We start from the raw sequence: 24,115 nt of genomic DNA on the forward strand, positions 1-24,115 counted from the left end.
CCTTCACTTCGAGACCTTTCCCCATTCCGTTTCGTAGGTGTGCACCAGCACCTGGTTCGACAGGCGGTTCACCTCGGCCGGCACGCGCCCCATGTCGGCCGGGAAGTCGAACAGCAGCGGCAGGGTCTGGGGCGTGAGGAAGCGCAGGCCCTCGGGCAGCGGTGTGACGGCCGGCGTGAACGGCCGGTGGCTGGCGACGATGAAGCCCCACTCGCCGAAGCTGGGCACGTGCGCGTGGTACGGCGCGGTGCGCAGGCCGGCGGCCTCGATGGTGGTCGCCACCGTCCAGTAGCTCTGGCGCGCCACCAGCGGCGAGGTGGTCTGCACCACGGCAAAGCCGCTGGCCGACAGGCGCCGCGACAGCAGCGCGTAGAAGGACTCGGTGTAGAGCTTGCCGACCGAGAAGTTGGTCGGGTCGGGAAAGTCCACCACGATCACGTCGAACATCTCGGTGCCTTCCTCCAGCCAGCGGAAGGCGTCGGTGTTGACGATCTGCACGCGCGGCGAGCGCAGCGCGTCACCGTTGAGCCGCTGCAGCGCCGGATCGCTGGAGAACAGCCGCGTCATGGCCGGGTCCAGCTCGACCAGGGTCACCTGCTGCACGCCCGGGTAGCGCAGCACCTCGCGCACCGCCATGCCGTCGCCACCGCCGAGCACCGCCACGCGCCGCGGCGCACCGCCCCCGCGCGCGTAGGCCGACATCACCGGGTGCACCAGGGCCTCGTGGTAGCGGTACTCGTCGCTTTCGGCGAACTGCAGGTTGCCGTTGAGGAACAGCCGGTGACCCTGGGCGCCCCGCGTGAGCACGATGCGCTGCCAGGGCGAGGTCTCGGCCAGCACCACCTTGTCCTCGAAGAAGCGGTCTTCGGCGGCGGTGGTGATGCGGTCGGCCAGCGCCCAGGCCACCAGCAGCGCCGCCAGCACCAGCACGGCCGACGCCGCGTGCGCCGCGCGCGCGCGGATCTCGTGCCGGAACAGCCACAGCGCCCAGAAGGCCACGGCCGCGTTCATCAGGCCGAACAGCAGACCGGTGCGCGCCAGGCCCAGCTGTGGCACCAGCCAGAGCGGGAAGGCGATCGACACCGCCAGCGCGCCCAGGTAGTCGAAGGTCAGCACCTGCGACACCAGGTCCTTGAGCACCACGTGGCGGCGCAGGATGCGCATCACCAGCGGGATCTCCAGCCCCACCAGCGTGCCAACCAGCAGCACCAGCCCGTAGAGCAGCCCGCGGAAGGCCCCGGGCAGGTAGGCGTTGGCCAGGAACAGCAGCGCCGGCAGCAGGCCGCCGATCAACGCGATCAGCAGCTCGATGCGCAGGAACTGCGCGGGCAGCTGGCGCTCGATGTGGCGCGAAAGCCAGCTGCCGATGCCCATGGCGAACAGGTAGGTGCCGATGACGGTGGAGAACTGCAACACCGAGTCGCCGAGCACGTAGGACGCCAGCGCCGCCGCCGCGAGCTCGTACACCAGGCCGCAAGCGGCCACGAGAAAGACGCTGGCCAGCAGCGCGATTTCGACCGGGCCGGGGGCTGAGGCCGGTCGGTCGTCGGTGACCGACACGTCAGCCGTGTATTGCGGCGGCCACGATGATCGAGATGCCCAGCGACATCGCCGCCACCACCAGGCCCAGCGCCATGTTGCGGTTCTCGACCAGCTCCTTCCAGAGGTCGTAGGGCGTGAGCTTGTCGATCACGATGAAGCTGATCCAGAACACCACCACGCCGATCAGCGCGAACAGGATCGATCCCAGAAACGCTGCGGGCCTGAGCCATTCAATGTCCATGTGCTTGCTCCTGTCGAAATGGGGAAAGGGAATATCCGTTTTACTTGTGCCAGCCGCCGCTGGAGCTGCCGCCGTAGGAGCCGCCGCCCCAGCGGCCGGAGGTGGAGCTGCAGTTCTCGACCTGGGGATCGCAGTCGTCGCAGCCCCGCTCGAGCATCACCACGATCAGCACGGCCACCACGAACAGGACCACCTTGCCGACCGACCAGCTGTCGCCGCTAAGGGGCGTCGCATCGCCGCGCTTGAACAGGTCTTTCTTCTGGTCGAGCTTGAACGCCTTGGCCACCGTGGCGCTGTCCAGCCGCTCGCCCACCGACCAGGTCCACTCGTCCCGCGACTTCTCCAGTGACAGCAGGTGCTGGCCGCTGGCGTAGTCCGAGTTCTCGGTCACCTGGCCGCGCTCGACCTTCCAGTAGAACTCGCCGGCCACGTACTGCGTCTCGGCGCGGTAGCTGTACTGCAGCTGGTAGCGCTTGCCCAGGTAGGTGGCGGTCTTGCCGCCCGACGACACCTTGGGTGCACCGGTGGCGGGCTTGACCAGGCTCCAGCCGTCTTCGGCGTCCACCAGGAACTGGAAGCCTTCCTTGCGGTTGTAGAGCAGGTACTCCTGCCAGGCGAACACCTCGTCCTCGCCCGGCTCGGTGCCGCTGCGGTGCTGGTAGCCCACGACCTGCCAGGACGCACCGCGCAGCTGGCCGACGGTGCCCAGCGGGATCAGCGGGCGCACCGGCTCGTCCTGGATCGCATGCTTGAGCTCGCCGCCGATGCCGGCCGACAGGTCGATCAGCGCGTCGCACGAGGGGCAGCTCATGCTCTTGGTGGTTTCGAGCTTGACCTCCAGCCGCGCCGCGCAGTTCGGGCAGTTGAAGTGCCGCCCTTCGTCCTTGCGCACCGAATCGCCGGCCAGACCAGCGAGCTGGAGTTCGTCGAGCGGGACCTGCGCGCCCAGCCAGACCGCGGGTGGCTCGCTGGCGTAGTCGATGCTGCAGACCGACCCGGCGTCGTTGCGCAGCTCGACCACCCCGAACACTTTGCCGGGCTCCGGCAGGTGCGAGAGCTCACCCTGCGCCGCAAGGACCGAGGCCTCGGTGACCGCGCCGACGGCAAAGGTCTCGCCGCCCAGCACGTGGCTGCGGCCGACGCGCCAGTCCTTGAACGCGGGCAGGCTGCCAGACACCGGGCGCGGCACGCTGAAGACAAAACTGCCGTTGTCCTCGCTCAGGCTGCCCAGGCTCTGGTCGTCGAACACCGCCTGCCACTCGGTCCAGCGCGCCGCGGCGTTGCCCAGCTGCAGGCGACCGACCAGGGTGAAGGCCTTGCCGCGCCACTGGCCGGTGGCGCCGATCTTCAGCGGGCTGTAGTCGGTGAACTCGTCGGCGATGCGGCCCAGGCGGGCCAGCGCATCGGCCTGGCGCACCACGCTGGAGTGGCAGTAGGCGCAGACGGCGTGGGTGGACTGGGCGCTCTGGAACGGCACCGGAGCGCCGCAACCCGGGCAAGGTGCCTCGTAGCGACGCTGGGTGCCCTCAGCCATGGCCGCTGCCGACGGGTGCCGCCGTCTCGTACTGCACAAAAGAAATCGGCCGCACCCTTCGCATGGTGCGGCCGATCATAAGGGCGGTGCGAGCGGCTCAGCTCCGGGCCAGGGGGGCGATCTTCTGTTCGATCGCGCCGAAGATGCTCTGGCCGTCCTTGCCCTTCATTTCAATGCGGATGGTGTCGCCGAACTTCATGAACTCGGTCGAGGGCTTGCCGTCCAGGATGGTCTCGATGGCGCGTTTCTCGGCGATGCAGGAATAGCCCTTGGGCCAGTCCTTCTTGCCGTCGACCTCGACGCCGCGGTTGCTCACCGTGCCCGAACCGACGATGGAGCCGGCGCGCACGTTGCGCGTCTTGCCGATGTGGGCGATCAGCTGGCCGAAGTGGAAGGTCATGTCGGGGCCGGCGTCGCACATGCCGACCTTGCGGCCGTTCCAGGTGCTCTGCAGGGTCAGGTGCACGCGGCCGCCCTGCCAGGCGTCGCCCAGCTCGTCGGGCGTCACGGCCACGGGGCTGAACGCGGTGGCCGGCTTGCTCTGGAAGAAACCAAAGCCCTTGGCCAGCTCGGCCGGGATCAGGTTGCGCAGGCTGACGTCGTTGGCCAGCATCAGCAGGCGCACGCCGTCCAGCGCCTGTTCGGGCGTGGCGCACATCGGCACGTCACCGGTGATGACCGCGATCTCGGCCTCGAAGTCGATGCCGTAGTCCTCGCTGGGCACGACCACGTCGTCGCGCGGGCCGATGAAGTCGTCGCTGCCGCCCTGGTACATCAGCGGGTCTTCGTAGAAGCTGGCCGGCACTTCGGAGTTGCGGGCGGCGCGCACCAGCTCCACGTGGTTGATGTAGGCCGAGCCGTCGGCCCACTGGTAGGCGCGCGGCAGCGGCGCCATGCACATGGCCGGGTCGAACGGGAAGGCGTGGCGCGCCTTGCCCTGGTTGAGCGTGACGTACAGGTCCTGCAGCTGCGGCGCCAGGAAGTTCCAGTCGTCCAACACCTGCTGCAGCCTGGTGGCGATGCCCGTCGCATAATGGGCGGTCGTCAGGTCGCGCGAGACGATCACCAGTTGTCCGTCACGCGAGCCGTCCCTGTAGGTGGCGAGTTTCATGCGAGTCTCCTGCGGTGTGTGGGGTTTACATGATTACGAATAGTGAAATTCGTTAACCTATACGTAAAAATCGCATTCTAGTTCACGGCGCACATTTGAGTGTGAAAGCCCCTCATTCCACCCCAGCGCTCCCGACGTTGTTCCGATGCCTGCCGCGAAAACCCCTGCCCCCGAGGCCTCCCACCGACGCGACACCACCGAAACGGACACCGAGCACCTGCGCGCCGGCATCCAGTCGGTCGAGGTCGGGTTCGAGCTGCTCAATGCCCTGTCCCAGGCCCCCGGTGCGCTGATGCTGCGCGACCTGGCCGCCGCCGCCGGCATGAGCGCGGCCAAGGCCCACCGCTATCTGGTGAGCTTCCAGCGCATGGGCCTGGTGATGCAGGACCCGGTGAGCACGCGCTACGACCTGGGCCCGGCCTCGCTGCGCCTGGGGCTGGCCAGCCTGAGCCGGCTGGACGCCGTGAAACTGGCGCGCGACCGCGTTCCCGCGCTGCTGGCAGAGACCGGCCACACGCTGGCGATTGCCGTCTGGGGCAACCAGGGGCCGACCATGGTGCACTGGGCCGAGGCCCCGCAGACCGTGCCGGTCACCCTGCGCCTGGGCGACGTGATGCCGCTGCTGACCTCGGCCACCGGGCGCTGTTTCGCCGCGTTCATGGGCCAGGAAGGCCGCGACGCCCAGCGCATCGCGCCCATGATCCGAGAGGAACTGGCACGGGTGAAAAAACTGCCACGCAACGGCCTGCCGCTGGAAGACGTGCCTCAGACCCTGCAGGATGTCCAGGCCATGCTCGATGAAACCCGCGCCCAGGGCCTGGGCCGGGTGGTGCACAGCCTGCTGCCCGGCGTGGGCGGCTTCTGCGCGCCGGTGTTCGACGCCCAGGGCCGGCTGGCGCTGGGCCTCGTGGTGCTGGGCTCGGTGGCGACGCTGGACACCGACTGGAACGGCGCACCCGCCCAGGCGGTGCGGCGCTGCGCCCGCCAGCTCAGCGACGATCTGGGCCACCGGCCGACGCCATGACCGCTGCCGTGCCGCACTTTCCCGTCGAGCGCGCGGCGCCGCGCCGGCGCGTGCTGTTCGCGCTGGGTGCGGGCGTGCTGCTGGCACACCTGAGCCTGCTCAGCGGCGGCTTGTCCGGCCTGTCGCTGGACATGTTCACCGCGACCGCCTCCGATCCCGCGAGCGCACCCGATGCGACCGGTGCGCCGCCACCACCCGAACTGGCCGCCGCCATGAGCGAGGAACTGCCGCCGCCCGTGCGCAGCAGCCGCGTGCGCTGGATATTGCCCAAGCCGCCGGCGCCCGAACCGGCGCCGCCACCTCCCCCACCGCCCCCTCCGCCCAAGGTGGTCGAACCCCCGCCGCCCCCGCCGGTGGAAGCGGTCGTGGTGGCGCCCCCCGCCGAACCTCCGGCCGAGCCCCCGCCGGTCGAAGTGGCCGTTGCGCCGCCTCCGGAGCCGCCTGCTCCGCCGGCGGTCGAGGCCACGCCTGTCAATCCGCCCGCCCCGGTGTCGGACCTGCCTGCAGCCACCGAGGTCGCTGCCAGCACGGTCCAGGGCCAGGGCGCGGGACTGGCCGACGCCGGCCTGCCGCCGGCCCTGCCGCCGCCGGGCGCAGATCTGCGCTTCTCCGCCACATCCATCTCCAAAGGCAAGACCTACAACGGCTCTGCGCAGCTGGAATGGTCCAACGACGGCAATACGTACGAAGCCAGGCTGACCGTGCGCGTGCTGGTGTTCACTGTGCTCTCGCAGGGCAGCAAGGGCCAGCTCGGAGCCAAGGGTCTGGCGCCCGACCGGTTCACCGACCAGCGCCGCAGCAGCGAACGCGCCGCACACTTCGACCGCGAGGGCCAGCGGCTGCGCTTCAGCAACAACGCGCCGGACGCCAAGCTGCTGCCCGGCGCGCAGGACCGCCTGTCGGTGAACTTCCAGCTGTCGGCGCTGTTCAATGCACGGCCGGAGGCCTACACCGAGGGCAAGGTGCTGCGGCTGCCCGTCAGTGGCGTGGACACCGCCGAGGTCTGGCTGTTCCAGGTCGGGCCGGTCGCCAGCGAAACCCTGCCCGCCGGCGAGGTGCAGACCGTGCGGCTGACCCGCTCACCCCGCAAGGAGTTCGACAGAAAGGTGGAGGTCTGGCTGATGCCGGCCTACGCCCACCTGCCCGGTCGCATCCGCATCACCGAGCCCAATGGCGACTACCTGGACATGGTCCTTCAGGACCTGCCCGTGCTGCCGCAGCGAAACGACCCGCCCTGATCGTTGGAACTGTGCCGAAAAACACACGCATCTTGAAACTTCGGCGCACAGGACCATCTAAATCTGCAACAGGCCTGAAGCCCGGCAGCGAATTGCCGATATAAGTGACAACAGGTCCCCGTTTCGCCCTGTGGAAGGAAATACAGCCATGCACATGCTCTACGACTCTGATGCCTTTGCGGTGGTCCACATCCTGGCCAACGCGCCGGAAGACGGCGAAGCGCAGCGCCTCCTGGGCCCGCAGATTCCCCGCCACGGTTTCGAAATCGTCGACAAGCGCTCGGGCAAGGAGGTCTACCTCGACGGCTCCTGGGCCGAGATGTTCCAGGAGCAGATCCAGGCCTGGCAACAGAACACGCCCTCTCAGGAAGAAGTGGAAGACACGCTCGAAGGCTATGCCTCGCTGGCCCAGATGCCGGTGGTCATGCACTGAAATTCAGCGAAACCGTTGACTTTCAACACAAAGCCGGTGACCTGCACCGGCTTTTTTGTTGTCCGCTGGCGGGGCATGTTCATACACTGGCGAAATACACAGAGGAGTATCCGATGAAATGTCCGCCCCTGGCCGCCGCCCTGCTGCCCCTGGTCCTTCTGGGTCTTTCCCCAAGCCTCACCCAGGCGGCCGCCGACGGCGTGACCCCCGAGCAGATCCTGATCGGACAGACGCTGACCCTCCAGGGCGGCAAGAACGAATATGGCACCGCCGTGCTGGCCGGCGTCCAGGCGGCCATCGAGCAGACCAACCGCAACGGCGGCGTCGCGGGTCGCAAGCTGGTCCTCAAGGTGATGGACGACGACAACAAGTCGGCGCTGGCCGAGGCCAATGCCCGGCAGCTGGTGATCCAGGACAAGGTGTTCCTGCTGTTCGGATCGATCGAGGGGGGGCCGTCCACCGCCGTCATGAAGGCCGCAGTCGACCTCAAGGTGCCGTTTTTCGGCCCGATGGCGGGATCGCCCACCCTGCGCACGCCACACCAGCCCCTGGTATTCCCGGTGCGGGCCGAACACAAGGACGAGTTTCGGGCCCTGATGCTGCACGCCCGGAGCCTGGGCATGGGCCGCGTGGCCTTCGTGCGCTCGGACTCGGAAACGGGTCAGCTGCACCTGGCCAACGTCCAGCGACTGGCCAGGGAAACGGGCATCGAGGCGGTGACCGACCTGCCGTTCAAATCGGACATCGGCGACGCGGACATCGCGGCCATGGTCCGGCAGCTGGCGGACAGCAAGGCGCAGATGGTGTTCAACCATGGCGGGGCCGGCATGTACGAGAAGCTGATCCGTCAGGCGCGGCAGGCTGGCGTGAAGGCCGCCTTCTACGGCGTCAACTCGGGCTCTTCGCAGCTCGCGAGCCATCTGGGGGACCTGGCGCACGGCATGATCTTTGCGCAAGTCATGCCCAGCCCGTGGGAACGCAAGACGGCGCTGACGCGCGCCTACCAGGACACCTTTTCCAGTGGCCAGCCGGGACAGCCCTTTTCGTACGGCAGCCTGGAGGGCTACCTCACCGCGAGGGCGCTGATCGAAGCCCTGCGGCGTGCCGGGCCCAACCCGAGCCGCGACTCGTTCCTGGCCGGCCTGCGCAACACCGAGCTGTCCATCGAGGGAATGAAAATCAGCTACCGCGACGGGGCCCACACCGGCATGTCGTTGGTCGACCTGGCGATCGTCACCCGCGAGGGTCGCTTCCGGCACTGAGCCGGCGCACCCACCAGCGGTACACCGGCTCGGCCAGGATCAGAACCGCCACCAGGCGGCAGACCTGGAACGCCGTCACCATGGGCACGCCCAGCTGCAGCACCTTGGCGGTGATGGACATCTCGGCGATGCCACCCGGCGAGGTGCCGAGCACCATGGTGGCCGGGTGCAGTCCGGTCATCAGGGACAGCAGCCAGGCGAAGCCGGCGCAGACCGCCATCATGAACAGGCTGGCCAGCGCCACCGAGCCCAGCCAGCGCGGCGCGGTGTGTACAAACGCGGGCGTGAACCGCACCCCCAGGCTCACGCCGATCACCAGTTGCGCCGCGGCGCTGAGCGCAGGCGGGATTGCCGACAGCGTCACGCCGCCGAGCGTCAGCACCATGGTGGCCACCAGGGCCCCCATGAACCAGGGGTTGGCGCGGCCCAGCCGGCGCATCACCAGAATGCCCGCCAGGGTCAGGCCGCCCAGCAGGGCGAGTCCTACGATGTCCACGGCGCGCGCACCGGGGGGCGCCGGCTCCAGACCGGACACGCCCCAAGCCTGCATGGCGAACGGGATGGTCACGGTGACGAGCAGCACGCGCAGGCTGTGGGCCGCCGCCACAAGATCGGTGCTCGCGCCGTGGCGCTCCGCGATCAGGGTCATCTCGGAGGCACCACCGATGGCGCCGGCGAAATAGGTGGTGCTGCGCAGCTGTGCCGGGCTCAGATGCCCGAGCTGCTGTGCATGGACACGCCGCAGCCAGACCCCGAACCCCAGGCCCAGTGCCAGCGCCCAGACGATGCCCAGGGCGATCGCCCACCAGAGCCCGACCACCAGCACCCCGACCGCAGGCGTGAAGTACAGGCCCAGCGCGGCGCCGATCACCCACTGGCCGCCGTTGCGCAACGGGATCCAGCTCGCCGTGGGCGCACCGAACACCGACACCAGCGCGGTCGCCAGCAGCGGCCCCAGCATCCAGGGGATGGGCGTGTTCAGCCAGACGCACAGGCGCGCCGCCCCGAAGGCCAGCACCAGGGTCAGCAAGACTCGAAGGACGAAGGGGGCGCCCCGGGTGGTCGGGGCCTCAGGATCGGGAACGGGCGACACGGACAGGGCACCGGTAAGGCGCCGACGCAACAACAGCAGGACGCGTAGTATCGGGTCATGATCTGTCGCCCCGCTGTCATCGTCCGCCGGTTCACCGTCGCCCTGATGGCGTTGACGATTGGTGCCTGCAGTGCCATGCCCCTGGCCACGGCGGATCTCCAGGGCCTGCTGCCCACGCCGCTGTTGCTGGTCGGGGAGCAGCACGACGCACCCGAACACCAGGCCCTGCAGCGCGACACCGTGCATCAGCTGGCCGCCCGCGGCGAACTGGGGGCGCTGGTGCTGGAGATGGTCGAGCAGGGCCGGGACACCCGCCATTTGCCGCCCGACGCAACCGAAGCCCAGGTGCGGGAGGCGCTGGACTGGACCGCCGAACGCAACACGGGCGCCTGGCCCTGGGCCGTGTACGGCCCGACCATCCTGTCGGCGGTGCGCGCCGGGGCGCCGGTGCTGGGCGGCAACCTGCCCCGCGCCGGGATGCGCACGGCCATGGCCGATGCCACCCTGGACGGCACGCTGCCTGCGCCGGCCCTGCAGCGGCAGCGCGAGGCGATCCGCGACGGCCACTGCCAGCTGCTGCCCGACACCCAGATCGCACCGATGACGCGCATCCAGATCGCCCGCGACCGGGCCATGGCCCAGACCGCCGTGGGCGCGCTCCAGCCGGGGCGCACGGTGCTGCTGATCGCGGGCAACGGCCACGTGCAACGCGACCTGGGGGTGCCGAGCCACCTGCCCGCCGGGCAGCCGCACCGCGTGGTGATGGTGCTGGCCGGCGACGTGGCCGGGCCGGTCGATCCGGCCGTGGCCGACCGCCAGTGGGTCACGCCGCCGACACCCGCCAAAGACCATTGCGCCGAGATGCGGCAGCAGATGGGCCGCTGAGCCGGCCCGAGGCCCGGCGCTCAGCGCCCTTCGAGCGACATCAGGATGTAGAGCAGGATCAGCCCGGCGATCACCGCCAGCGCGATCTTGACCCAGCTCTTGGGGTACTCGCCCGCCACCTGCCCGGTGGCGCCGTTCACCACCACCTGGTAGTCCTTCGCGCCGTAGCGGTAGCCCACCAGCCAGACCGGCAGCAGCACGTGTTTGAAGGTCTGGCGGTCGAAGCTCGGAGCCACCTGCAGGTTGCGGTGGGTGTCGGCGCGGATGTCCTGCGCGCACATCTGGCGGATCGCCGCGACCATGCGCTCGCGCCCGCGCTGGGCGGCGGCCACGAGGTCGAGCTGGTAGCGCTCCACCGTCCAGCCGCTGAGGTAGCCCGGGTCGTAGGGTTTGAGCCGTTCGGACGCGGTGGGGAACGGTTCGACCGCCTCCACCAGCCGCGGGTGCACCCCACGCGAGCCGCAGACCAGGGTGTCGTCGAAGAAGTGCCGCACCTGGCCGCTGACCGGGAACCAGCGCACCTGCCGTTCGCCCTTCTGGTTCTGGTAGTACTCGCCGCCCTCGGCCGTGTAGCGCGCGCTGACCTCGGCGTCGAAGGTCCAGTACGGCAGGTAGACGCCCTTGACGGTGTCGGTGAGCGCCTTGCCGCCGAGGTTGTTGGGCGCCCAGAAGCGCGACTTGTACCAGCTGCGCAGCTTGTCGCGCGCGGCGGGCTCGCTCACGTCGAAGGGCAGCAGGCTCTCGGGCCGGATGATGTCGCCGGTCTCCTCAAACGCCACCAGCGCCGTCGAGCCGCAGAAATCGCAGGCCTTGCCCTGCTGGGCGTTGGTGAAGGTGCTGATGGCCTGGCAGTGCTGGCAGCGCACGGGCCGGCGCTGGTCCTGCCAGCCGCGCGCGCTCTGCGGAATCGACTGCAGCGCCGCGACCAGATCGTGCTCGACGATCTCGCCGTCGGCCTGCACCTCGTAGGGCGACTCGGTGCCGCAGTAGGCGCAGATCAGCGCCTTCTTGGCCGGGTTCCACTGCGCCTCGCCGCCACAGGCCGGACAGGCCAGCTTCTGGCGGGCGGTGACTTCGCTCAGCTGCATGCGTTGGTGCGGTCAGCCCTTGAGGAACTCGTCCAGAGCCGCCTGCGGCACGCGCCACTGGCTGCCGATCTTGCGGCCCTTGAGATTGCCCGCCTCCAGCTCCTGCAGCACGTCGGCCGGGCTCACCCCCAGGGCCTCGGCCACCTGCTCGGGCGTCATCAGCGCGATGGGCGCCGCCGCCGGGGCCGCCGCCGCCGCGGGGGCCTGGGGCACCAGACCCGGCTGCGAAGGCGCCTGCGCGGCGCCACCGGCCATGCCCTGCATCATCGACTGGCCCATGGCCAGACCGGCCGCCAGCTCGGCGCCGATGCCGGCGGTGCCCGCCTTGCCTTCGGCCAGGGCATTGCCCATGTTGTATTTGATGTAGTCGTTGAGGTTGCCGATGGCGGTCATGGAGCCGCGCTTGTCGATCGCCTGCTCCAGCTCGGGCGGCACCGACACGTTTTCCACCACGAAGGCGGTCATCTCGATGCCGTACTTCTCACGCGTGGCGACGTTGATCGGCTCCAGCAGCGCCTCGCCCAGCTCGCCATAGCGCGTGGCCACGTCCAGCGCCGGCACCTTGGCCTTGGCCAGGGTCTCGCTGAACACGCTGACCAGGCGTGAGCGCATCACGTCGTTGAACTCGTCCAGCCGGAAGTGGTGGTCGGTGCCCGCGACTTCCTTGAGGAACTTCACCGGGTCGACGATCTTGAAGTCGTAGGTGCCGAAGGCGCGCATGCGCACCACGCCGAAATCGGCGTCGCGCATCATCACCGGGTTGGACGTGCCCCACTTGTTGCCGGTGAAGACGCGCGTGACGACGTAGTAGACATCCGCCTTGAACGGCGTCTGGAACTTGTACTTCCAGCCCAGCAGGTCCGAGAGGATGGGGATGTTCTCGGTCTTGAGCGTGTGGCGGCCCGGCCCCAGCGTGTCGGCGAACTGGCCGACGTAGACGAACTGCGCCACCTGGCTCTCGCGCACGATCAGCTGGGCCTCGTTCTTGATCTGCTTGTCGTCGTCCGGGAAGCGGTACGACAGCGTGTCGCGCGAGTCGTCGGTCCACTCGATGACGTCGATGAACTGGCGGTTCAGGAAATCCATGATGGCCATGCGGAGCCTCCTTGCGGCGGAAAGGGTGGACGGGTGTCAGGCGTGGCGCTTGATCGCGTCGGCCAGCACGTTGACCATGGTATCAATCTGCTCGCGCTCCACGATGTAGGGCGGCGCGAACACCAGGTTCTCGCCCGCGTTGCGCACCAGCACACCGCGGTGGTAGCAGTCCAGGAAGATGTCGTAGGCGCGCTTGCCCGGCAGGCCAGGAATCGAGGCCAGCTCCACGCCGACCGCCAGGCCCAGGCTGCGGATGCTGATGACGTTGGGCAGGCCCTTGATCGCGCTGTGGGCGGCGTCGCCCAGCACAGGGCCCATCTCGCCGGCGCGGGCGAACAGGCTTTCCTGCTGGAACAGCTCCAGCGTGGCGATCGCCGCCGCGCAGGCCACCGGGTGGCCCGAGTAGGTGTAGCCGTGGAAGAACTCGATGGCGTGCTCCGGCGCGCTGCCGTGGGCGCCCATCATGGCGTTGTAGATGCGGTCGCTGCAGACCACGCCGCCCATGGGGATGACGCCGTTGGTCACCGCCTTGGCGAAGTTCAGCATGTCGGGCTGCACGCCGTAGTAGTCGGAGGCAAACGGCGTGCCCAGGCGGCCGAAGCCGGTGATGACCTCGTCGAAGATCAGCAGGATGCCGTGCTTGTCGCAGATCTCGCGCAGGCGCTTGAGGTAACCCTGCGGCGGGATGTACCAGCCCGCGCTGCCGGCGACCGGCTCGACAATGACCGCCGCCACGTTGCTCGGGTCGTGCAGCGGCAGGATGCGGTTTTCCAGCTCCAGCAGGATGTCCTCGTTCCACACCGGTTCCTGGTTGTGGATGTAGGCGTGGTTCACCGGGTCGTGGATGAAGCGCAGGTGGTCCACGCGCGGCAGCAGCGCGGCGCCGTAGACCTTGCGGTTGGCCGGAATGCCGCCCACGCTCATGCCGCCGAAGTTGACGCCGTGGTAGCCGCGCTCGCGGCCGATGAAGATGTTGCGGTGGCCTTCGCCGCGCGCGCGGTGGTAGGCCAGCGCGACCTTCAGCGAGGTGTCCGCCGCTTCCGAGCCGGAGTTGCAGAACAGCACCTTGTTGAGGTCGCCGGGCGCCATGGCCGCGATCATCTCGGCGGCGCGGAAGGCCTTGTCGTTGCTGACGCTGAACGCCGTCGAATAGTCCAGCGTGTCCAGCTGGGCCTTGATGGCCTCGTTGATGGCCTTGCGGTTGTGGCCCGCGCCCACGCACCACAGGCTGGAAATGCCGTCGATGATCTGGCGGCCGTCGTGCGTGGTGAAGTACATGCCGTCGGCGCCGACGAAGACGCGCGGGTCTTTCTGGAAAGCACGGTTGGGCGTGAAGGGCAACCACTGGTTGTCCATGCGGAAGTCGTTGTAGGCCATGGTCGGTCTCCTGGGCGGGCGCAGCGTGCGCAGACAATGAAGTGGACGGATTCTGGCACCGGAAACATCGAATCGTGAGGTCCACTGACCTCGGACCACCCGGACCCACCCCCAGCCACCCTGCGACAATCCGCCCGACCATGATCCACACCTACGTTCTCACCCTCTCCTGCCAGGACCGTCCCGGCATCGTGCACGCCGTCTCCGGTTTCCTGCTGGAGCGTGGCGGCAACATCGAAGAAGCCGCCCAGTACAACGACCACGGCACCGGCCTGTTCTTCATGCGGGTCCAGTTCACTTGCGGCCAACTGACCCAGGACGACTTGCGCACCCACCTGAGCTTGTTCGCCGAACCGTTCGGCATGCAATGGGGACTGCACCCCCTGGCCGAGCCGATGAAGACTGTCATCTTCGTGAGCAAGGAAGGCCACTGCCTGAACGACCTGCTGTTCCGCTGGAAGAGTGGCCTGTTGCGGCTGGACATCCGGGCCATCGTCAGCAACCACCGCGACTTCTACCAGCTGGCGGCCAGCTACAACGTGCCGTTCCACCACATTCCGATGACGGCCGCCACCAAGGCGCAGGCCGAGGCGAAGCAGCTGGAGGTGATCCGCAGCGAAGGCGCGGAGCTGGTGGTGCTGGCGCGCTACATGCAGATCCTGTCGGACAACCTGTGCCGCGAGCTCTCGGGCCAGGCGATCAACATCCACCACAGTTTCCTGCCCAGCTTCAAGGGCGCCAAGCCCTACTACCAGGCGCACGACCGCGGCGTGAAGCTGATCGGCGCCACCGCTCACTACGTGACGGCGGATCTGGACGAGGGCCCGATCATCGAGCAGGACGTGGCCCGCGTGGACCACACCGACACGGTGGAAGACCTCACCGCCCTGGGCCGCGACACCGAGAGCCAAGTGCTGGCGCGCGCGGTGAAGTGGCACAGCGAGCACCGCGTGCTGCTCAACGGCCACAAGACCGTTGTCTTCAAATAAACCAGATGGCGATCAGGATTCCGCCCATCCAGTGTCTGCTGACCTTCGAGGCGCTGGCGCGCCTGCGCAGCGTGACGCAGACGGCAGAAGAGCTGTGCGTGACACCCAGCGCGGTGAGCCACCGCATCAAGCAGCTCGAACAGATCCTGGGCACCAAGCTGTTCGGGCGGGCGGATTTCTCCCTCACGACCGAGGGCAGCGAGTACCTGGCGCAGGTGCGCGAGGGCCTGGCCTCGCTGCAGAAGTTTCCCAGCAGCGCGGCCTCGCCGGGCCGGCGCAAGCTGCGGCTGGCGGTCACGCCGACCTTTGCGCGCTCCATCCTGCTGCCGCGCCTCAAGCAGTTCTCCGACGCTTACCCCGAGATCGACCTGACGCTGCAGGTCAGCATCCCGCTGCTGGACGTGGTGGCCGAGGACGCGGACCTGATGATCCGCTTCGGCACCGGTCGCTACGCCGACGTGGAGCACGTCTGCCTGATGAAGGACGAGGTGACGCCGCTGGCCTCGCCGACCTTCGTGCGCGAGCACGGCCCGTTCGAGACGCCGCAGGATCTGGAGGGCGAACCGCTGCTGCGCAGCCCGCTGGAGCCCTGGCGCACCTGGTTCGCGGCGCACGATCTGGACTGGCCCGAGCCGGTGGACGGCTCGCAATTCAACGACATCGGCCTGATGTGCGACGCCGCTGCAGCCGGCATGGGTGTGGCCCTGGTGCGCATGAAGCTGGCCGCGCCCTGGCTGGAGAACGGCACGCTGGTGCCGCTCTACCCGCGCCATGTGCCCAGCCCGCACGCGCACTACCTGTGCTGGCGGACCGGCACCATGGACCGCTGGGAGTGCGCCGCCTTCGCCGAGTGGCTGCGCAACTCCCTCAGCTGATCATTCGACGTTCAGTCGCTGGCCCGCGAGCGCCAGCTTCTTCGGCAGCGTGAGCGTCAGCACGCCGTTTTCGTACTTCGCCTTCGACTTCTCGTTGTCGATGTCGGTGGCCAGCTGGAAACTGCGGGCCACGGCACCATAGTAGCGCTCGGTGCGCAGCACCTTCTCGTCCTGGGTCTGGCTGTCCTGCTGCTTGATCTCGGCGCGCAGCGTCACCACGCTGCCTTCGACGGTCACGTGGATGTCTTCCTTGGCCACGCCAGGCACCTCGGCGACCACGGTGTAGGCCGACGGCGTTTCCTTCACGTCGATCTTGATCTGCGAGGGCGAGGGCAACGAGTCTCCGTGCAGCGGACGGACATAAAAACCGGGGGCGACGTCCTTGAAGAAGTCGTCGAACAGGCCGGTGCGTGCGATCAGATGGTTCATGGCGTTCACTCCTGAAGGTGGTGGTGCATTCGGGGGACCGGTCATCGCCGCTCCCGTGCCAGACAGATAGATTCCCATCCTGCGCTTTTCAAGACCCCGGCATTTGACGCGGGTCAAAACCACTCAAGTCCTCTCACATCGGGCTGCAAGTTTCTTCAATGCACAAGCGGACGGCCAGCCGTACACTGCCGCGCATGAACGCCCCCACCTCCCCCGCCGAAGTCACCCGCGCCGAACGCGCCGCCCGCCAGGCTGAGGTGGTGCGCGCCCTGCAGGCCGTGCTGCCGGCCCACGCCCTGCTCTGGCACGCCGAGGACACCGTGCCCTACGAGTGCGACGGCCTCACCGCCTACCGCCAGCGGCCGCTGGTGGTGGCCCTGCCCGAGACCGAAGCCCAGGTGGCGGCCGTGCTCAAGGCCTGCCACGCACTGAATGCGCCGGTGGTGGCGCGCGGCGCCGGCACCGGCCTCTCCGGCGGCGCCATGCCGCACGCCATGGGCGTGACGCTGTCGCTGGCCAAGTTCAACAAGATCGTGTCGCTCGACGCCCGATCGCGCACCGCGGTGGTTCAGGCCGGCGTGCGCAACCTCGCCATCAGCGAAGCGGCCGCGGCGCACGGCCTTTACTACGCGCCGGACCCGAGCAGCCAGATCGCCTGCACCATCGGCGGCAACGTGGCCGAGAACTCGGGCGGCGTGCACTGTCTGAAGTACGGCCTGACGGTGCACAACGTGCTGCAGGTGCGCGGCTTCACGGTCGAGGGTGAACCGGTCACCTTCGGAGGCACCGCGCTGGACACGCCGGGCCTGGACCTGCTGTCGCTGGTGATCGGCAGCGAGGGCATGCTGGCGGTCGTGACCGAGGTGGTGGTCAAGCTGGTGCCCAAGCCCCAGCTGGCGCGCTGCATCATGGCCAGCTTCGACGACATCCAGAAGGCGGGCGACGCAGTGGCCTCGGTCATCGCGGCCGGCATCATCCCGGCCGGGCTGGAGATGATGGACAAGCCCATGACCGCCGCGGTGGAAGACTTTGTCAAGGCCGGCTACGACCTGAACGCCGAGGCGATCCTGCTGTGCGAGAGCGACGGCACACCCGAAGAGGTGGAAGAGGAAATCGGCCGCATGAGCGCGGTGCTGCGCGGCTGCGGTGCCACCGCCATCGCCGTGAGCCGCGACGAGGCCGAGCGCCTGCGCTTCTGGAGCGGCCGCAAGAACGCCTTTCCGGCCAGTGGCCGCATCAGCCCCGACTACATGTGCATGGACTCGACCATCCCGCGCAAGCGCCTGGCCGACATCCTGATCGCCATCGGCGAGATGGAGAAGAAGTACGGCCTGCGCTGCGCCAACGTGTTCCATGCCGGCGACGGCAACCTGCACCCGCTGATCCTGTTCGATGCCAACGACCCGGACCAGCTGCGCCGCTGCGAGCTGTTCGGCGCCGACATCCTGGAAACCAGCGTCGCCATGGGCGGCACGGTGACAGGCGAACACGGCGTGGGTGTGGAAAAAGTCAACAGCATGTGCGTTCAGTTTTCCGCAGAGGAAAACGCACAGATGTTCGCCGTCAAACGTGCCTTTGATACCAAAGAGCTACTAAACCCCGGAAAAGTGATTCCGACGCTGCAACGTTGTGCCGAATACGGAAAGATGCTGGTGCGCGCAGGCCAGATCAGCCACCCGGATTTGCCCCGGTTCTGACGGTCAGATTTCACATCTGGGCTGCGGCCCCCTGCGGTAAAGTGGGTCCGCGATGAGCGCGATCCACCCGTTTCCTGGGAACAAAGCCAGAAAGACACCTGACGAAGAGCAGATGTCCGATCGTGAGCGCGCGCTCGAAGCCGAGGTGCAGGCCCTGCGCGCCGAGCTGGCGCAGTTGCGGCGCCCCGCCGCATCGCCCGGCCCCGCCCATGGTCTCCGCAGCGAATCGCCGGACCCCTACAGCTCTCTGTTCGCGGCCCTCAACAGCGTGTTCCCCATTGGCATGCTGCGCATCCAGCCCGATGGTTCTCTGATACAGGTCGATCAGATGCTGCAGCAGATCTTCGGCCTGGAAGAGCAGGATTTCTTCAATTTCGGCTGGATGCGCTGCGTTCATTCGGCCGACGTGGCGGTTGTGAAGGAATACTGGGAACGCGGCGTGGCCACAGGCACGAGCACGAGCCTTGAATTCCGCATCATCCGGCCAGGCAGCGAGGACATCGCCCATGTGATTGCGCGAAACATACCCCAGTTTGACGAACAGGGCCGGCTCACCGGACAGCTGGGTTTCGTGCAGGACATCAGCCAGCTGCGCAAGCTGGAAGCAGAAGCACGCATCAAGGACGAGCTCAACCGCCAGATCATTGCCAGCAGCCCGGACTGCACCAAGGTGCTGGACCTGCAGGGCCATGTGCTCCAGATGACCGCACGCGGCTGCAAGCTGGTGGAGGTCGATGATTTTGAGCAGGTCCGCGGCAGCGACTGGACCACCTGGTGGCCCGAAGAAGGACAGAACCTCGCACGCTCGGCACTCGACCAGGCGCGCACTGCCGGCGGCGCGCGCTTTGTGGCCTTCGGCAACACGTTCAAGGGCACACCCAAGTGGTGGGACACCGTGGTCTCTCCGATCACCGACAGCAGCGGCCAGCCGGTGATGCTGCTGGCGGTGTCGCGCGACATCACCGAGACCCACGAGCAGCAGCACCAGATCCAGCGGCTCAACAGCGAGCTGGAGTCTCGGGTCCAGGAACGGACCAGCCAGCTGGCGACGGTCAACGAGCGGCTGCGGCAGACGCTGCACGACGCCCAGACGCTCTACAACAAGGCCCCCTGCGGCTACCACTCGGTGGACGCCGACGGCATCTTCGTCCTGATCAACCAGACAGAACTGGACTGGCTGGGATACACACGGGAGGAAGCCATCGGCAAGATGACCTTCCGTGACCAGGTGTTGCCCGAAGACAGGCCCATGATCAGGGACCGACTTCAGCGCCTGATCGAAGGCGAAAAGCTGGAATCGGTCGAGTTGGGCCTGCGCCGCCGTGACGGCACGACCTTCGTGGCCCTGCTCAGCAGCACGGCCGTGGTCGATGAACAGGGGCGCTTTGTCCGGACCAACAACACCCTGGTGGACATTTCGGCGCGCAAGCTGGCCGAACACGCCCTGCACGTCCAACGCAATTTCCTGCAGACTGTCACCAACACCGTGCCGGTGCAGCTCGCCTTCTACGACCGCGACCTGATCTGCCGCTTCGCCAACGCCAGCTACGCCCGCTGGGTGGGCACCGAGCCGGCCAGCCTGATCGGCCTGCACCTGCGCGACATCGCCAGGCCCGAGGACTTTGCCACGGCCGGCGCGCGCCTGGAAGCCGCGCTGCACGGCGAACCCCAGCAATTTGAAGGCTTGCGCCGCTTCCCGGACGGCCACGAGTTCTACGCGAGCATCGGGTACACGCCATACATCGAGAACGGCCAGGTGCAGGGGCTGATCATCCAGATGGTCGACATCACCGAGCGCAAGGCCTCTGAAGACCGTGTGCAGAGCACCAACCGCCAGCTGGCCGACGCCCTGCAGCAGGCGCAGGCCCTCTACAACCAGGCCCCCTGCGGCTACCACTCCCTCAACGCCGACGGTGTGTACGAGTCGATCAACGACACCGAGCTGCAATGGCTGGGCTACGAGCGCGACGAGGTCATCGGCCGGCTGAGCTACCGCGATGTGGTCCTGCCCTCCCGAGTGCCGCTGCTGGAAGACCGCATGGAGCGGCTGATCCGTGAAGGCGTGCTGGCCGGTGTGGAGTACGAGATGCGCCGCAAGGACGGCTCCGTGTTCCATGCGCTCCTGTCGTCAGCAGCCGTGCGCGACGAACAGGGACGCTTCCTGCGCAGCAACACCACGGTGGTGGACATCACCCAGCGCAGGCAGGCCGAGCTGGCGCTGCAGGAAAACCAGCGCTTCCTGCAGACGGTGACCAACCACGTGCCCGGCGTGATCGCCTACCTGGACGCCATGCTCAGGTTCCGGTTCGCCAACGAAGAACACCGCCGGCTCTATGGTCTGGACCCGGCTCGCATTCTCGGACTCCACATCAGCGAGTGCCTGCCGGCCTTGGTCTGGCAGGAGGTCCAGCCCCGGTACCAGGCGGCCCTGGACGGACAGGTCCAGCACTACGAATCCTGGCGCCACACCGTGAGCGGAGAGGACATCTACATCCGGGCCACCCTTCTGCCAGACATCTACGAAGGCCTGGTGCAAGGCATCATCGTCCAGATCATCGACATCACCGAACGCAAGCGCGTCGAGGAACGCGTGCACCAGCTCAACGACGAGTTGGAGATGCGGATCCGTGAACGGTCGATGGAGTTGCTGGAGAGCGAGCAGCGCTTCCGCCTCATGGCGGACAACCTGCGTGACTACAGCATCTACTTCCTGGACGCCCAGGGCTGCATCACCGACTGGACCGACAGTGCCCAGCGCATGGAAGGCTATTCGCCCTCCGAGATGCTCGGGCAGCACTACGCCAAGCTGCTGCAGCCGGACAACCCGGACGAGGCATCGAGCATCGCCGCACAGATGCTGCGCATGGCGGCATCCCGGGGCCAGCACGAGCTGCACAGCTGGCAGACGCGCAAGGACGGCTCGCGCTACTGGGCCCACTCGATCCTGATCGCGCTGCGGGACGACAGCGGCGAGCTGCGCGGCTTCTCCAAGATCAGCCGCGACATGACCGATGCCAAGCGGCTGGACGATCTGATGCGCAACATCAACGACGAGCTGGAGAACCGGGTGGTCGAGCGCACCGAGCAGCTGCTGGCCGCCAACAAGGACCTGGAGTCTTTCTCCTACTCGGTCTCGCACGACCTGCGCTCGCCGCTGCGCCACATCTCCAGCTTCGTGAGCCTGCTGGAGGAGCACCTGGCCGACAAGGGCGACGACACCACGCAGCGCTACCTGGGCACCATCGGCAACTCGGCACGCCACATGAGCCAGCTCATCGACGGCCTGCTGGCGTTCTCGCGCCTGGGCCGCTCGGCGGTCAACGTGATGCCCGTGGACTTCACCATGCTGGTCGAGGCGGTGGTCAGCCAGATCGCGCACGACACCGAAGGCCGCGTGGTCGACTGGGTGATCGCCCCCGACCTGCCGGTGGTCCAGGGCGACGCGCTGCTGCTGCGCGAGGTCTGGGCCAACCTGCTGGGCAATGCCTTCAAGTACACCCGTCCCCGCGAACGCGCCCGCATCGAGGTCGGCTGGAGCGTCGACCCCGCCGTGGGCTACACCTTCTACGTCAAGGACAACGGCGTCGGTTTTGACACCAAGTACGCGCAGAAGCTGTTCGGCGTTTTCCAGCGCCTGCACCGGGCCTCGGAATTCGAGGGCACCGGCATCGGGTTGGCCCTCACCCGGCGCATTCTCGAGCGCCACGGTGGTAGCATTTGGGCCGAGAGCCAACAGGGCGAAGGCAGCACGTTCCACTTCTCGCTGCCTTTTGAAGGCTGCAGCCCGTCAGACTCGTCGCACGACACCCTACCTTCGGTCCTGAAACCATGAACAAGAACGCTGAAGCCATCCTGCTGGTCGAGGACAACCCGGACGACGCAGAACTGACCAAACTGGCGCTGGCCCGCCACGGACTGGACGGACGCGTGACCCACGTCTCCGACGGCATGCAGGCGCTGGACTACCTGTACCAGCGCGACGACTATGCCGACCGTCCGGGCGGCAACCCCGTGCTGGTGCTGCTGGACCTGAAGATGCCCCTACTCGACGGCATCGGGGTGCTCAAGGAAATCAAAGGCTCGGACACGCTGCACAACATCCCGGTGGTGGTGCTGACCTCGTCCACCGAGCCCAGCGACCTGCAGCGCGCCTACGAGGCCGGCACCAACGCCTACATCGCCAAACCAACGGAATTCGCGCAGTTCCTCAGCGCGATGAAACACGTCTGCGAGTTCTGGATCAACATCAACCAGACCGCACCGCAATCCCCCAGCGCCGGCGTGCGCTCCACCTCGTTCGGCGACCTGCACTGAGCGCCAGCCTGCCTGCGGCGCGCAATTACCAGGTGTCGATGCCGCCTCGTTCGGGCGGTGCGGCCACCCTTGAGCCGGCCAGCCCCCGGGCCAGCCAGGCCCGTGTGTCGGCCGGGTCGATCACCGCATCGATCTCCAGCGTGGCGGCCATCTCGGTCGCCGCACCCCGCGCCACCATCTGCGCCAGCAGCGACTGGAACAAAGCCTCGCGCTGCGATCCCTCGGGCACCGCCTCCAGCTCCTTGCGGTAGCCCAGCCGCACCGCCCTCTCCAGCCCCATGGCGCCGAACTCGGCCGAGGGCCAGGCGACCGTGAAGACCGGCGCGTGGAAGCCCCCGGCGCTCATGCCCATCGCCCCCAGGCCATAGCCCTTGCGCATCACCACCGCGAACACCGGCACCCGCAGGTGGGCCGCGCGCACGAACAGGCGGCTGACGTGCCGCACCTGGGCCGTGGCCTCGGTGGCCGGACCGACCATGAAGCCAGGGGTGTCGACCAGGCTGACGATGGGCTGGCCGTGGGCATCACACAGCTGCATGAAACGCGCCGCCTTGTCGGCCGCATCGGCGTCGATGGCGCCGCCCTGGTGCAAGGGGTTGTTGGCCATCAGCCCCACCGGCCGACCCTCGATGCGGCCCAGCGCGGTGTGGATGCCGGCGCCAAAACCGGTGCGCAGCGGCAGCAGGCTGCCCACGTCCACCAGCCCTGCCATCGCGGCCCGGCTGTCGTAGGCGCGCACCCGGTTCTCGGGCACCACGTCGCGCAAGGTCTGCGGGTCGGGCGCCGCCCAGCCGATCGTGCAGCCCTGGAAAAACGACAGGTAGTGTTTTGCGGCCACCACCGCCTCGGCTTCGTTCTCGACCAGGATGTCGATCACGCCGTTGGCGTGCTGCACTTCCGACGGGCCGATTTCTTCGGGCCGGTACACGCCCAGCCCGCCGCCCTCGATCATGGCCGGGCCGCCCATGCCGATGTTGCTGCTGCGGGTGGCGATGACCACATCGCTGCAGCCCAGCAGGGCCGCGTTGCCCGCGAAGCAGCGGCCCGCCGCGATGCCAACCACCGGCACCTGGCCGGACAGCTTCGCGAACGCGGCGAAGGTGCCGACGTGCAGGCCCGCGACGATGGGCATGTCGGTGTCGCCGGGCCGCCCGCCGCCCCCTTCGGCGAACAGCACCACGGGCAGCTTCTGCGCCAGCGCGATGCCCAGCAGGCGGTCGGTCTTGGCGTGGTTGCGCATGCCCTGTGTGCCCGCCAGCACGGTGGCGTCGTAGGCCATGACCACAGTGCGCGAACGCCCTGCGCCAAACTCGGCGCCATTGACCGAACCGATGCCGGTCACCATGCCGTCGGCGGGCGTGTTCGCGATCAGGTCCTCGGCGCTGCGGCGGTTGCGCTGCGCCGCCACGGCCAGCGCGCCGTATTCGATGAACGAGCCCTCGTCGCACAGGTCGGCGATGTTCTCTCGCGCGGTTCGCAGGCCCAGCGCATGGCGTTTCGCCACCGCCTCCGGTCTTGCAGCGTCCAGCAGAAAGCGCTCGCGCTCGCGCAGCCGCGCCAGATCGGCCCGCCCGGCGCCCCCGGCCACCGGCGCTCCTGCCGGCACTTCCGCCGGCACTGAAGCGGCTTCAGGGGCAATCACCACCGGTGCGAGCACCAGCAGCGCATCGCCCTCCTGAACCACGTCCCCGACCGCGCAACACAGCTCGGTCACATGGCCATCGGCCACGGCGCGCAGCTCGTGCTCCATCTTCATGGCCTCGACGATCACCAGCGGGTCGCCGGCGCGCACCGTATCCCCCACGGATACGCACAATTCGACGACCTGGGACTGCAGCGGGGCGCAAAAGGGTGTCATGGCGGCATTGTTCCGCCCACCTCCTGCACT

The 24,115-nt window shown here is 68.0% G+C and carries 19 protein-coding genes and 1 pseudogene; 10 read left to right on the forward strand and 10 right to left on the reverse strand.

Going from position 1 to position 24,115, the window contains the following annotated elements:
* Positions 1-3 precede the first annotated feature (3 nt).
* From DD542_RS16850 to DD542_RS16865, 4 genes are all read right to left on the reverse strand, one after another.
* On the reverse strand, positions 4-1,560 hold the full coding sequence (locus DD542_RS16850) for a polyamine aminopropyltransferase (protein WP_127806431.1): 1,557 nt from the start codon (positions 1,558-1,560) through the stop codon (positions 4-6).
* Between the two features lies 1 nt (position 1,561).
* On the reverse strand, positions 1,562-1,783 hold the full coding sequence (locus DD542_RS16855; RefSeq protein ID WP_127806432.1) for a DUF350 domain-containing protein: 222 nt from the start codon (positions 1,781-1,783) through the stop codon (positions 1,562-1,564).
* A gap of 40 nt (positions 1,784-1,823) precedes the next feature.
* Positions 1,824-3,317: a DUF4178 domain-containing protein gene (locus tag DD542_RS16860; protein ID WP_127806433.1), complete on the reverse strand. Its 1,494-nt coding sequence runs from the start codon at positions 3,315-3,317 to the stop codon at positions 1,824-1,826.
* Between the two features lie 97 nt (positions 3,318-3,414).
* The gene (locus DD542_RS16865) at positions 3,415-4,428 is read right to left on the reverse strand and encodes a fumarylacetoacetate hydrolase family protein (RefSeq protein ID WP_127806434.1); all 1,014 of its coding nucleotides are present in this window, start codon (positions 4,426-4,428) and stop codon (positions 3,415-3,417) included.
* A gap of 145 nt (positions 4,429-4,573) precedes the next feature.
* Between DD542_RS16865 and DD542_RS16870 the strand changes: the two genes are divergently transcribed.
* The 4 genes from DD542_RS16870 (at position 4,574) to DD542_RS16885 (ending at position 8,385) form a co-directional block, all read left to right on the forward strand.
* Entirely contained in the window at positions 4,574-5,452 is an 879-nt protein-coding gene (locus DD542_RS16870; protein ID WP_127806435.1) for an IclR family transcriptional regulator, read from the forward strand.
* Positions 5,449-6,690, forward strand: coding sequence for a DUF3108 domain-containing protein (locus DD542_RS16875; RefSeq protein WP_127806436.1), 1,242 nt, complete (start codon positions 5,449-5,451; stop codon positions 6,688-6,690). Before DD542_RS16870 ends, DD542_RS16875 begins: the two co-directional genes overlap by 4 nt.
* A gap of 148 nt (positions 6,691-6,838) precedes the next feature.
* Positions 6,839-7,123, forward strand: a complete 285-nt coding sequence (locus DD542_RS16880; protein WP_066157363.1) for a DUF3567 domain-containing protein — start codon at positions 6,839-6,841, stop codon at positions 7,121-7,123.
* 113 nt (positions 7,124-7,236) lie between these two features.
* The gene (locus DD542_RS16885) at positions 7,237-8,385 is read left to right on the forward strand and encodes an ABC transporter substrate-binding protein (RefSeq protein ID WP_127806437.1); all 1,149 of its coding nucleotides are present in this window, start codon (positions 7,237-7,239) and stop codon (positions 8,383-8,385) included.
* Here the strand turns inward: DD542_RS16885 and DD542_RS16890 are convergent.
* Positions 8,357-9,478, reverse strand: a complete 1,122-nt coding sequence (locus DD542_RS16890) for an AbrB family transcriptional regulator (protein WP_066157368.1) — start codon at positions 9,476-9,478, stop codon at positions 8,357-8,359. The genes DD542_RS16885 and DD542_RS16890 overlap by 29 nt on opposite strands.
* A gap of 57 nt (positions 9,479-9,535) precedes the next feature.
* On the opposite strand from DD542_RS16890, the gene DD542_RS16895 reads away from it, so the two are divergent.
* On the forward strand, positions 9,536-10,363 hold the full coding sequence (locus DD542_RS16895; protein WP_164868418.1) for a ChaN family lipoprotein: 828 nt from the start codon (positions 9,536-9,538) through the stop codon (positions 10,361-10,363).
* Between the two features lie 20 nt (positions 10,364-10,383).
* Here the strand turns inward: DD542_RS16895 and DD542_RS16900 are convergent, their stop codons facing one another.
* Genes DD542_RS16900 through DD542_RS16910 form a run of 3 tightly spaced genes read right to left on the reverse strand, consistent with a single transcriptional unit; the run spans position 10,384 to position 13,923 of the window.
* Complete coding sequence (locus DD542_RS16900; RefSeq protein ID WP_127806438.1) at positions 10,384-11,451, reverse strand: zinc ribbon domain-containing protein; 1,068 nt, start codon at positions 11,449-11,451, stop codon at positions 10,384-10,386.
* A 12-nt stretch (positions 11,452-11,463) separates the two neighbouring features.
* Positions 11,464-12,546 carry an SPFH and helix-turn-helix domain-containing protein gene (locus DD542_RS16905; protein ID WP_127806439.1) on the reverse strand — a complete coding sequence of 361 codons (1,083 nt, stop codon included), beginning with the start codon at positions 12,544-12,546 and terminating at the stop codon, positions 11,464-11,466.
* Between the two features lie 36 nt (positions 12,547-12,582).
* The gene (locus tag DD542_RS16910) at positions 12,583-13,923 is read right to left on the reverse strand and encodes an aminotransferase class III-fold pyridoxal phosphate-dependent enzyme (protein WP_127806440.1); all 1,341 of its coding nucleotides are present in this window, start codon (positions 13,921-13,923) and stop codon (positions 12,583-12,585) included.
* Positions 13,924-14,063: 140 nt separating this feature from the next.
* Between DD542_RS16910 and purU the strand changes: the two genes are divergently transcribed.
* Complete coding sequence (gene purU / locus DD542_RS16915) at positions 14,064-14,912, forward strand: formyltetrahydrofolate deformylase (RefSeq protein ID WP_127806441.1); 849 nt, start codon at positions 14,064-14,066, stop codon at positions 14,910-14,912.
* Positions 14,913-14,917: 5 nt separating this feature from the next.
* Entirely contained in the window at positions 14,918-15,787 is an 870-nt protein-coding gene (locus tag DD542_RS16920) for a LysR substrate-binding domain-containing protein (protein WP_066157383.1), read from the forward strand.
* Here DD542_RS16920 and DD542_RS16925 read toward each other — a convergent pair whose 3' ends face one another.
* Complete coding sequence (locus tag DD542_RS16925; RefSeq protein ID WP_066157385.1) at positions 15,788-16,216, reverse strand: Hsp20/alpha crystallin family protein; 429 nt, start codon at positions 16,214-16,216, stop codon at positions 15,788-15,790.
* 194 nt (positions 16,217-16,410) lie between these two features.
* Here DD542_RS16925 and DD542_RS16930 point away from each other — a divergent pair, with 194 nt between their 5' ends.
* The 3 genes from DD542_RS16930 to DD542_RS16940 all read left to right on the forward strand — a co-directional run bounded on the left by DD542_RS16930 (position 16,411) and on the right by DD542_RS16940 (position 22,227).
* Positions 16,411-17,913 carry an FAD-linked oxidase C-terminal domain-containing protein gene (locus DD542_RS16930; RefSeq protein WP_127806442.1) on the forward strand — a complete coding sequence of 501 codons (1,503 nt, stop codon included), beginning with the start codon at positions 16,411-16,413 and terminating at the stop codon, positions 17,911-17,913.
* Between the two features lie 112 nt (positions 17,914-18,025).
* Positions 18,026-21,745 (forward strand): PAS domain S-box protein, encoded by a 3,720-nt coding sequence (locus tag DD542_RS16935; protein WP_164868419.1) that lies wholly within the window; start codon positions 18,026-18,028, stop codon positions 21,743-21,745.
* Positions 21,742-22,227, forward strand: coding sequence for a response regulator (locus DD542_RS16940; RefSeq protein ID WP_127806444.1), 486 nt, complete (start codon positions 21,742-21,744; stop codon positions 22,225-22,227). The genes DD542_RS16935 and DD542_RS16940 overlap by 4 nt, the downstream gene beginning before the upstream one ends.
* A 25-nt stretch (positions 22,228-22,252) precedes the next feature.
* Here DD542_RS16940 and DD542_RS16945 read toward each other — a convergent pair.
* A pseudogene (locus DD542_RS16945) lies at positions 22,253-24,070 on the reverse strand (carboxyl transferase domain-containing protein); the annotation flags it as partial.
* Positions 24,071-24,115 lie beyond the last annotated feature (45 nt).

It is taken from the genome of Hydrogenophaga sp. NH-16 (assembly GCF_004006415.1).
GTDB lineage: Bacteria > Pseudomonadota > Gammaproteobacteria > Burkholderiales > Burkholderiaceae_C > Hydrogenophaga > Hydrogenophaga pseudoflava.

Coding starts and splice junctions, on each gene's coding strand:
- DD542_RS16925 (WP_066157385.1), bottom strand. CDS start 16,216: ATGAACCATCTGATCGCACGCACCGGCCTGTTCGACGACTTCTTCAAG.
- purU (WP_127806441.1), top strand. CDS start 14,064: ATGATCCACACCTACGTTCTCACCCTCTCCTGCCAGGACCGTCCCGGC.
- DD542_RS16905 (WP_127806439.1), bottom strand. CDS start 12,546: ATGGCCATCATGGATTTCCTGAACCGCCAGTTCATCGACGTCATCGAG.
- DD542_RS16875 (WP_127806436.1), top strand. CDS start 5,449: ATGACCGCTGCCGTGCCGCACTTTCCCGTCGAGCGCGCGGCGCCGCGC.
- DD542_RS16865 (WP_127806434.1), bottom strand. CDS start 4,428: ATGAAACTCGCCACCTACAGGGACGGCTCGCGTGACGGACAACTGGTG.
- DD542_RS16940 (WP_127806444.1), top strand. CDS start 21,742: ATGAACAAGAACGCTGAAGCCATCCTGCTGGTCGAGGACAACCCGGAC.
- DD542_RS16935 (WP_164868419.1), top strand. CDS start 18,026: ATGTCCGATCGTGAGCGCGCGCTCGAAGCCGAGGTGCAGGCCCTGCGC.
- DD542_RS16880 (WP_066157363.1), top strand. CDS start 6,839: ATGCACATGCTCTACGACTCTGATGCCTTTGCGGTGGTCCACATCCTG.
- DD542_RS16930 (WP_127806442.1), top strand. CDS start 16,411: ATGAACGCCCCCACCTCCCCCGCCGAAGTCACCCGCGCCGAACGCGCC.
- DD542_RS16870 (WP_127806435.1), top strand. CDS start 4,574: ATGCCTGCCGCGAAAACCCCTGCCCCCGAGGCCTCCCACCGACGCGAC.
- DD542_RS16900 (WP_127806438.1), bottom strand. CDS start 11,451: ATGCAGCTGAGCGAAGTCACCGCCCGCCAGAAGCTGGCCTGTCCGGCC.
- DD542_RS16860 (WP_127806433.1), bottom strand. CDS start 3,317: ATGGCTGAGGGCACCCAGCGTCGCTACGAGGCACCTTGCCCGGGTTGC.
- DD542_RS16895 (WP_164868418.1), top strand. CDS start 9,536: ATGATCTGTCGCCCCGCTGTCATCGTCCGCCGGTTCACCGTCGCCCTG.
- DD542_RS16855 (WP_127806432.1), bottom strand. CDS start 1,783: ATGGACATTGAATGGCTCAGGCCCGCAGCGTTTCTGGGATCGATCCTG.
- DD542_RS16885 (WP_127806437.1), top strand. CDS start 7,237: ATGAAATGTCCGCCCCTGGCCGCCGCCCTGCTGCCCCTGGTCCTTCTG.
- DD542_RS16920 (WP_066157383.1), top strand. CDS start 14,918: ATGGCGATCAGGATTCCGCCCATCCAGTGTCTGCTGACCTTCGAGGCG.
- DD542_RS16910 (WP_127806440.1), bottom strand. CDS start 13,923: ATGGCCTACAACGACTTCCGCATGGACAACCAGTGGTTGCCCTTCACG.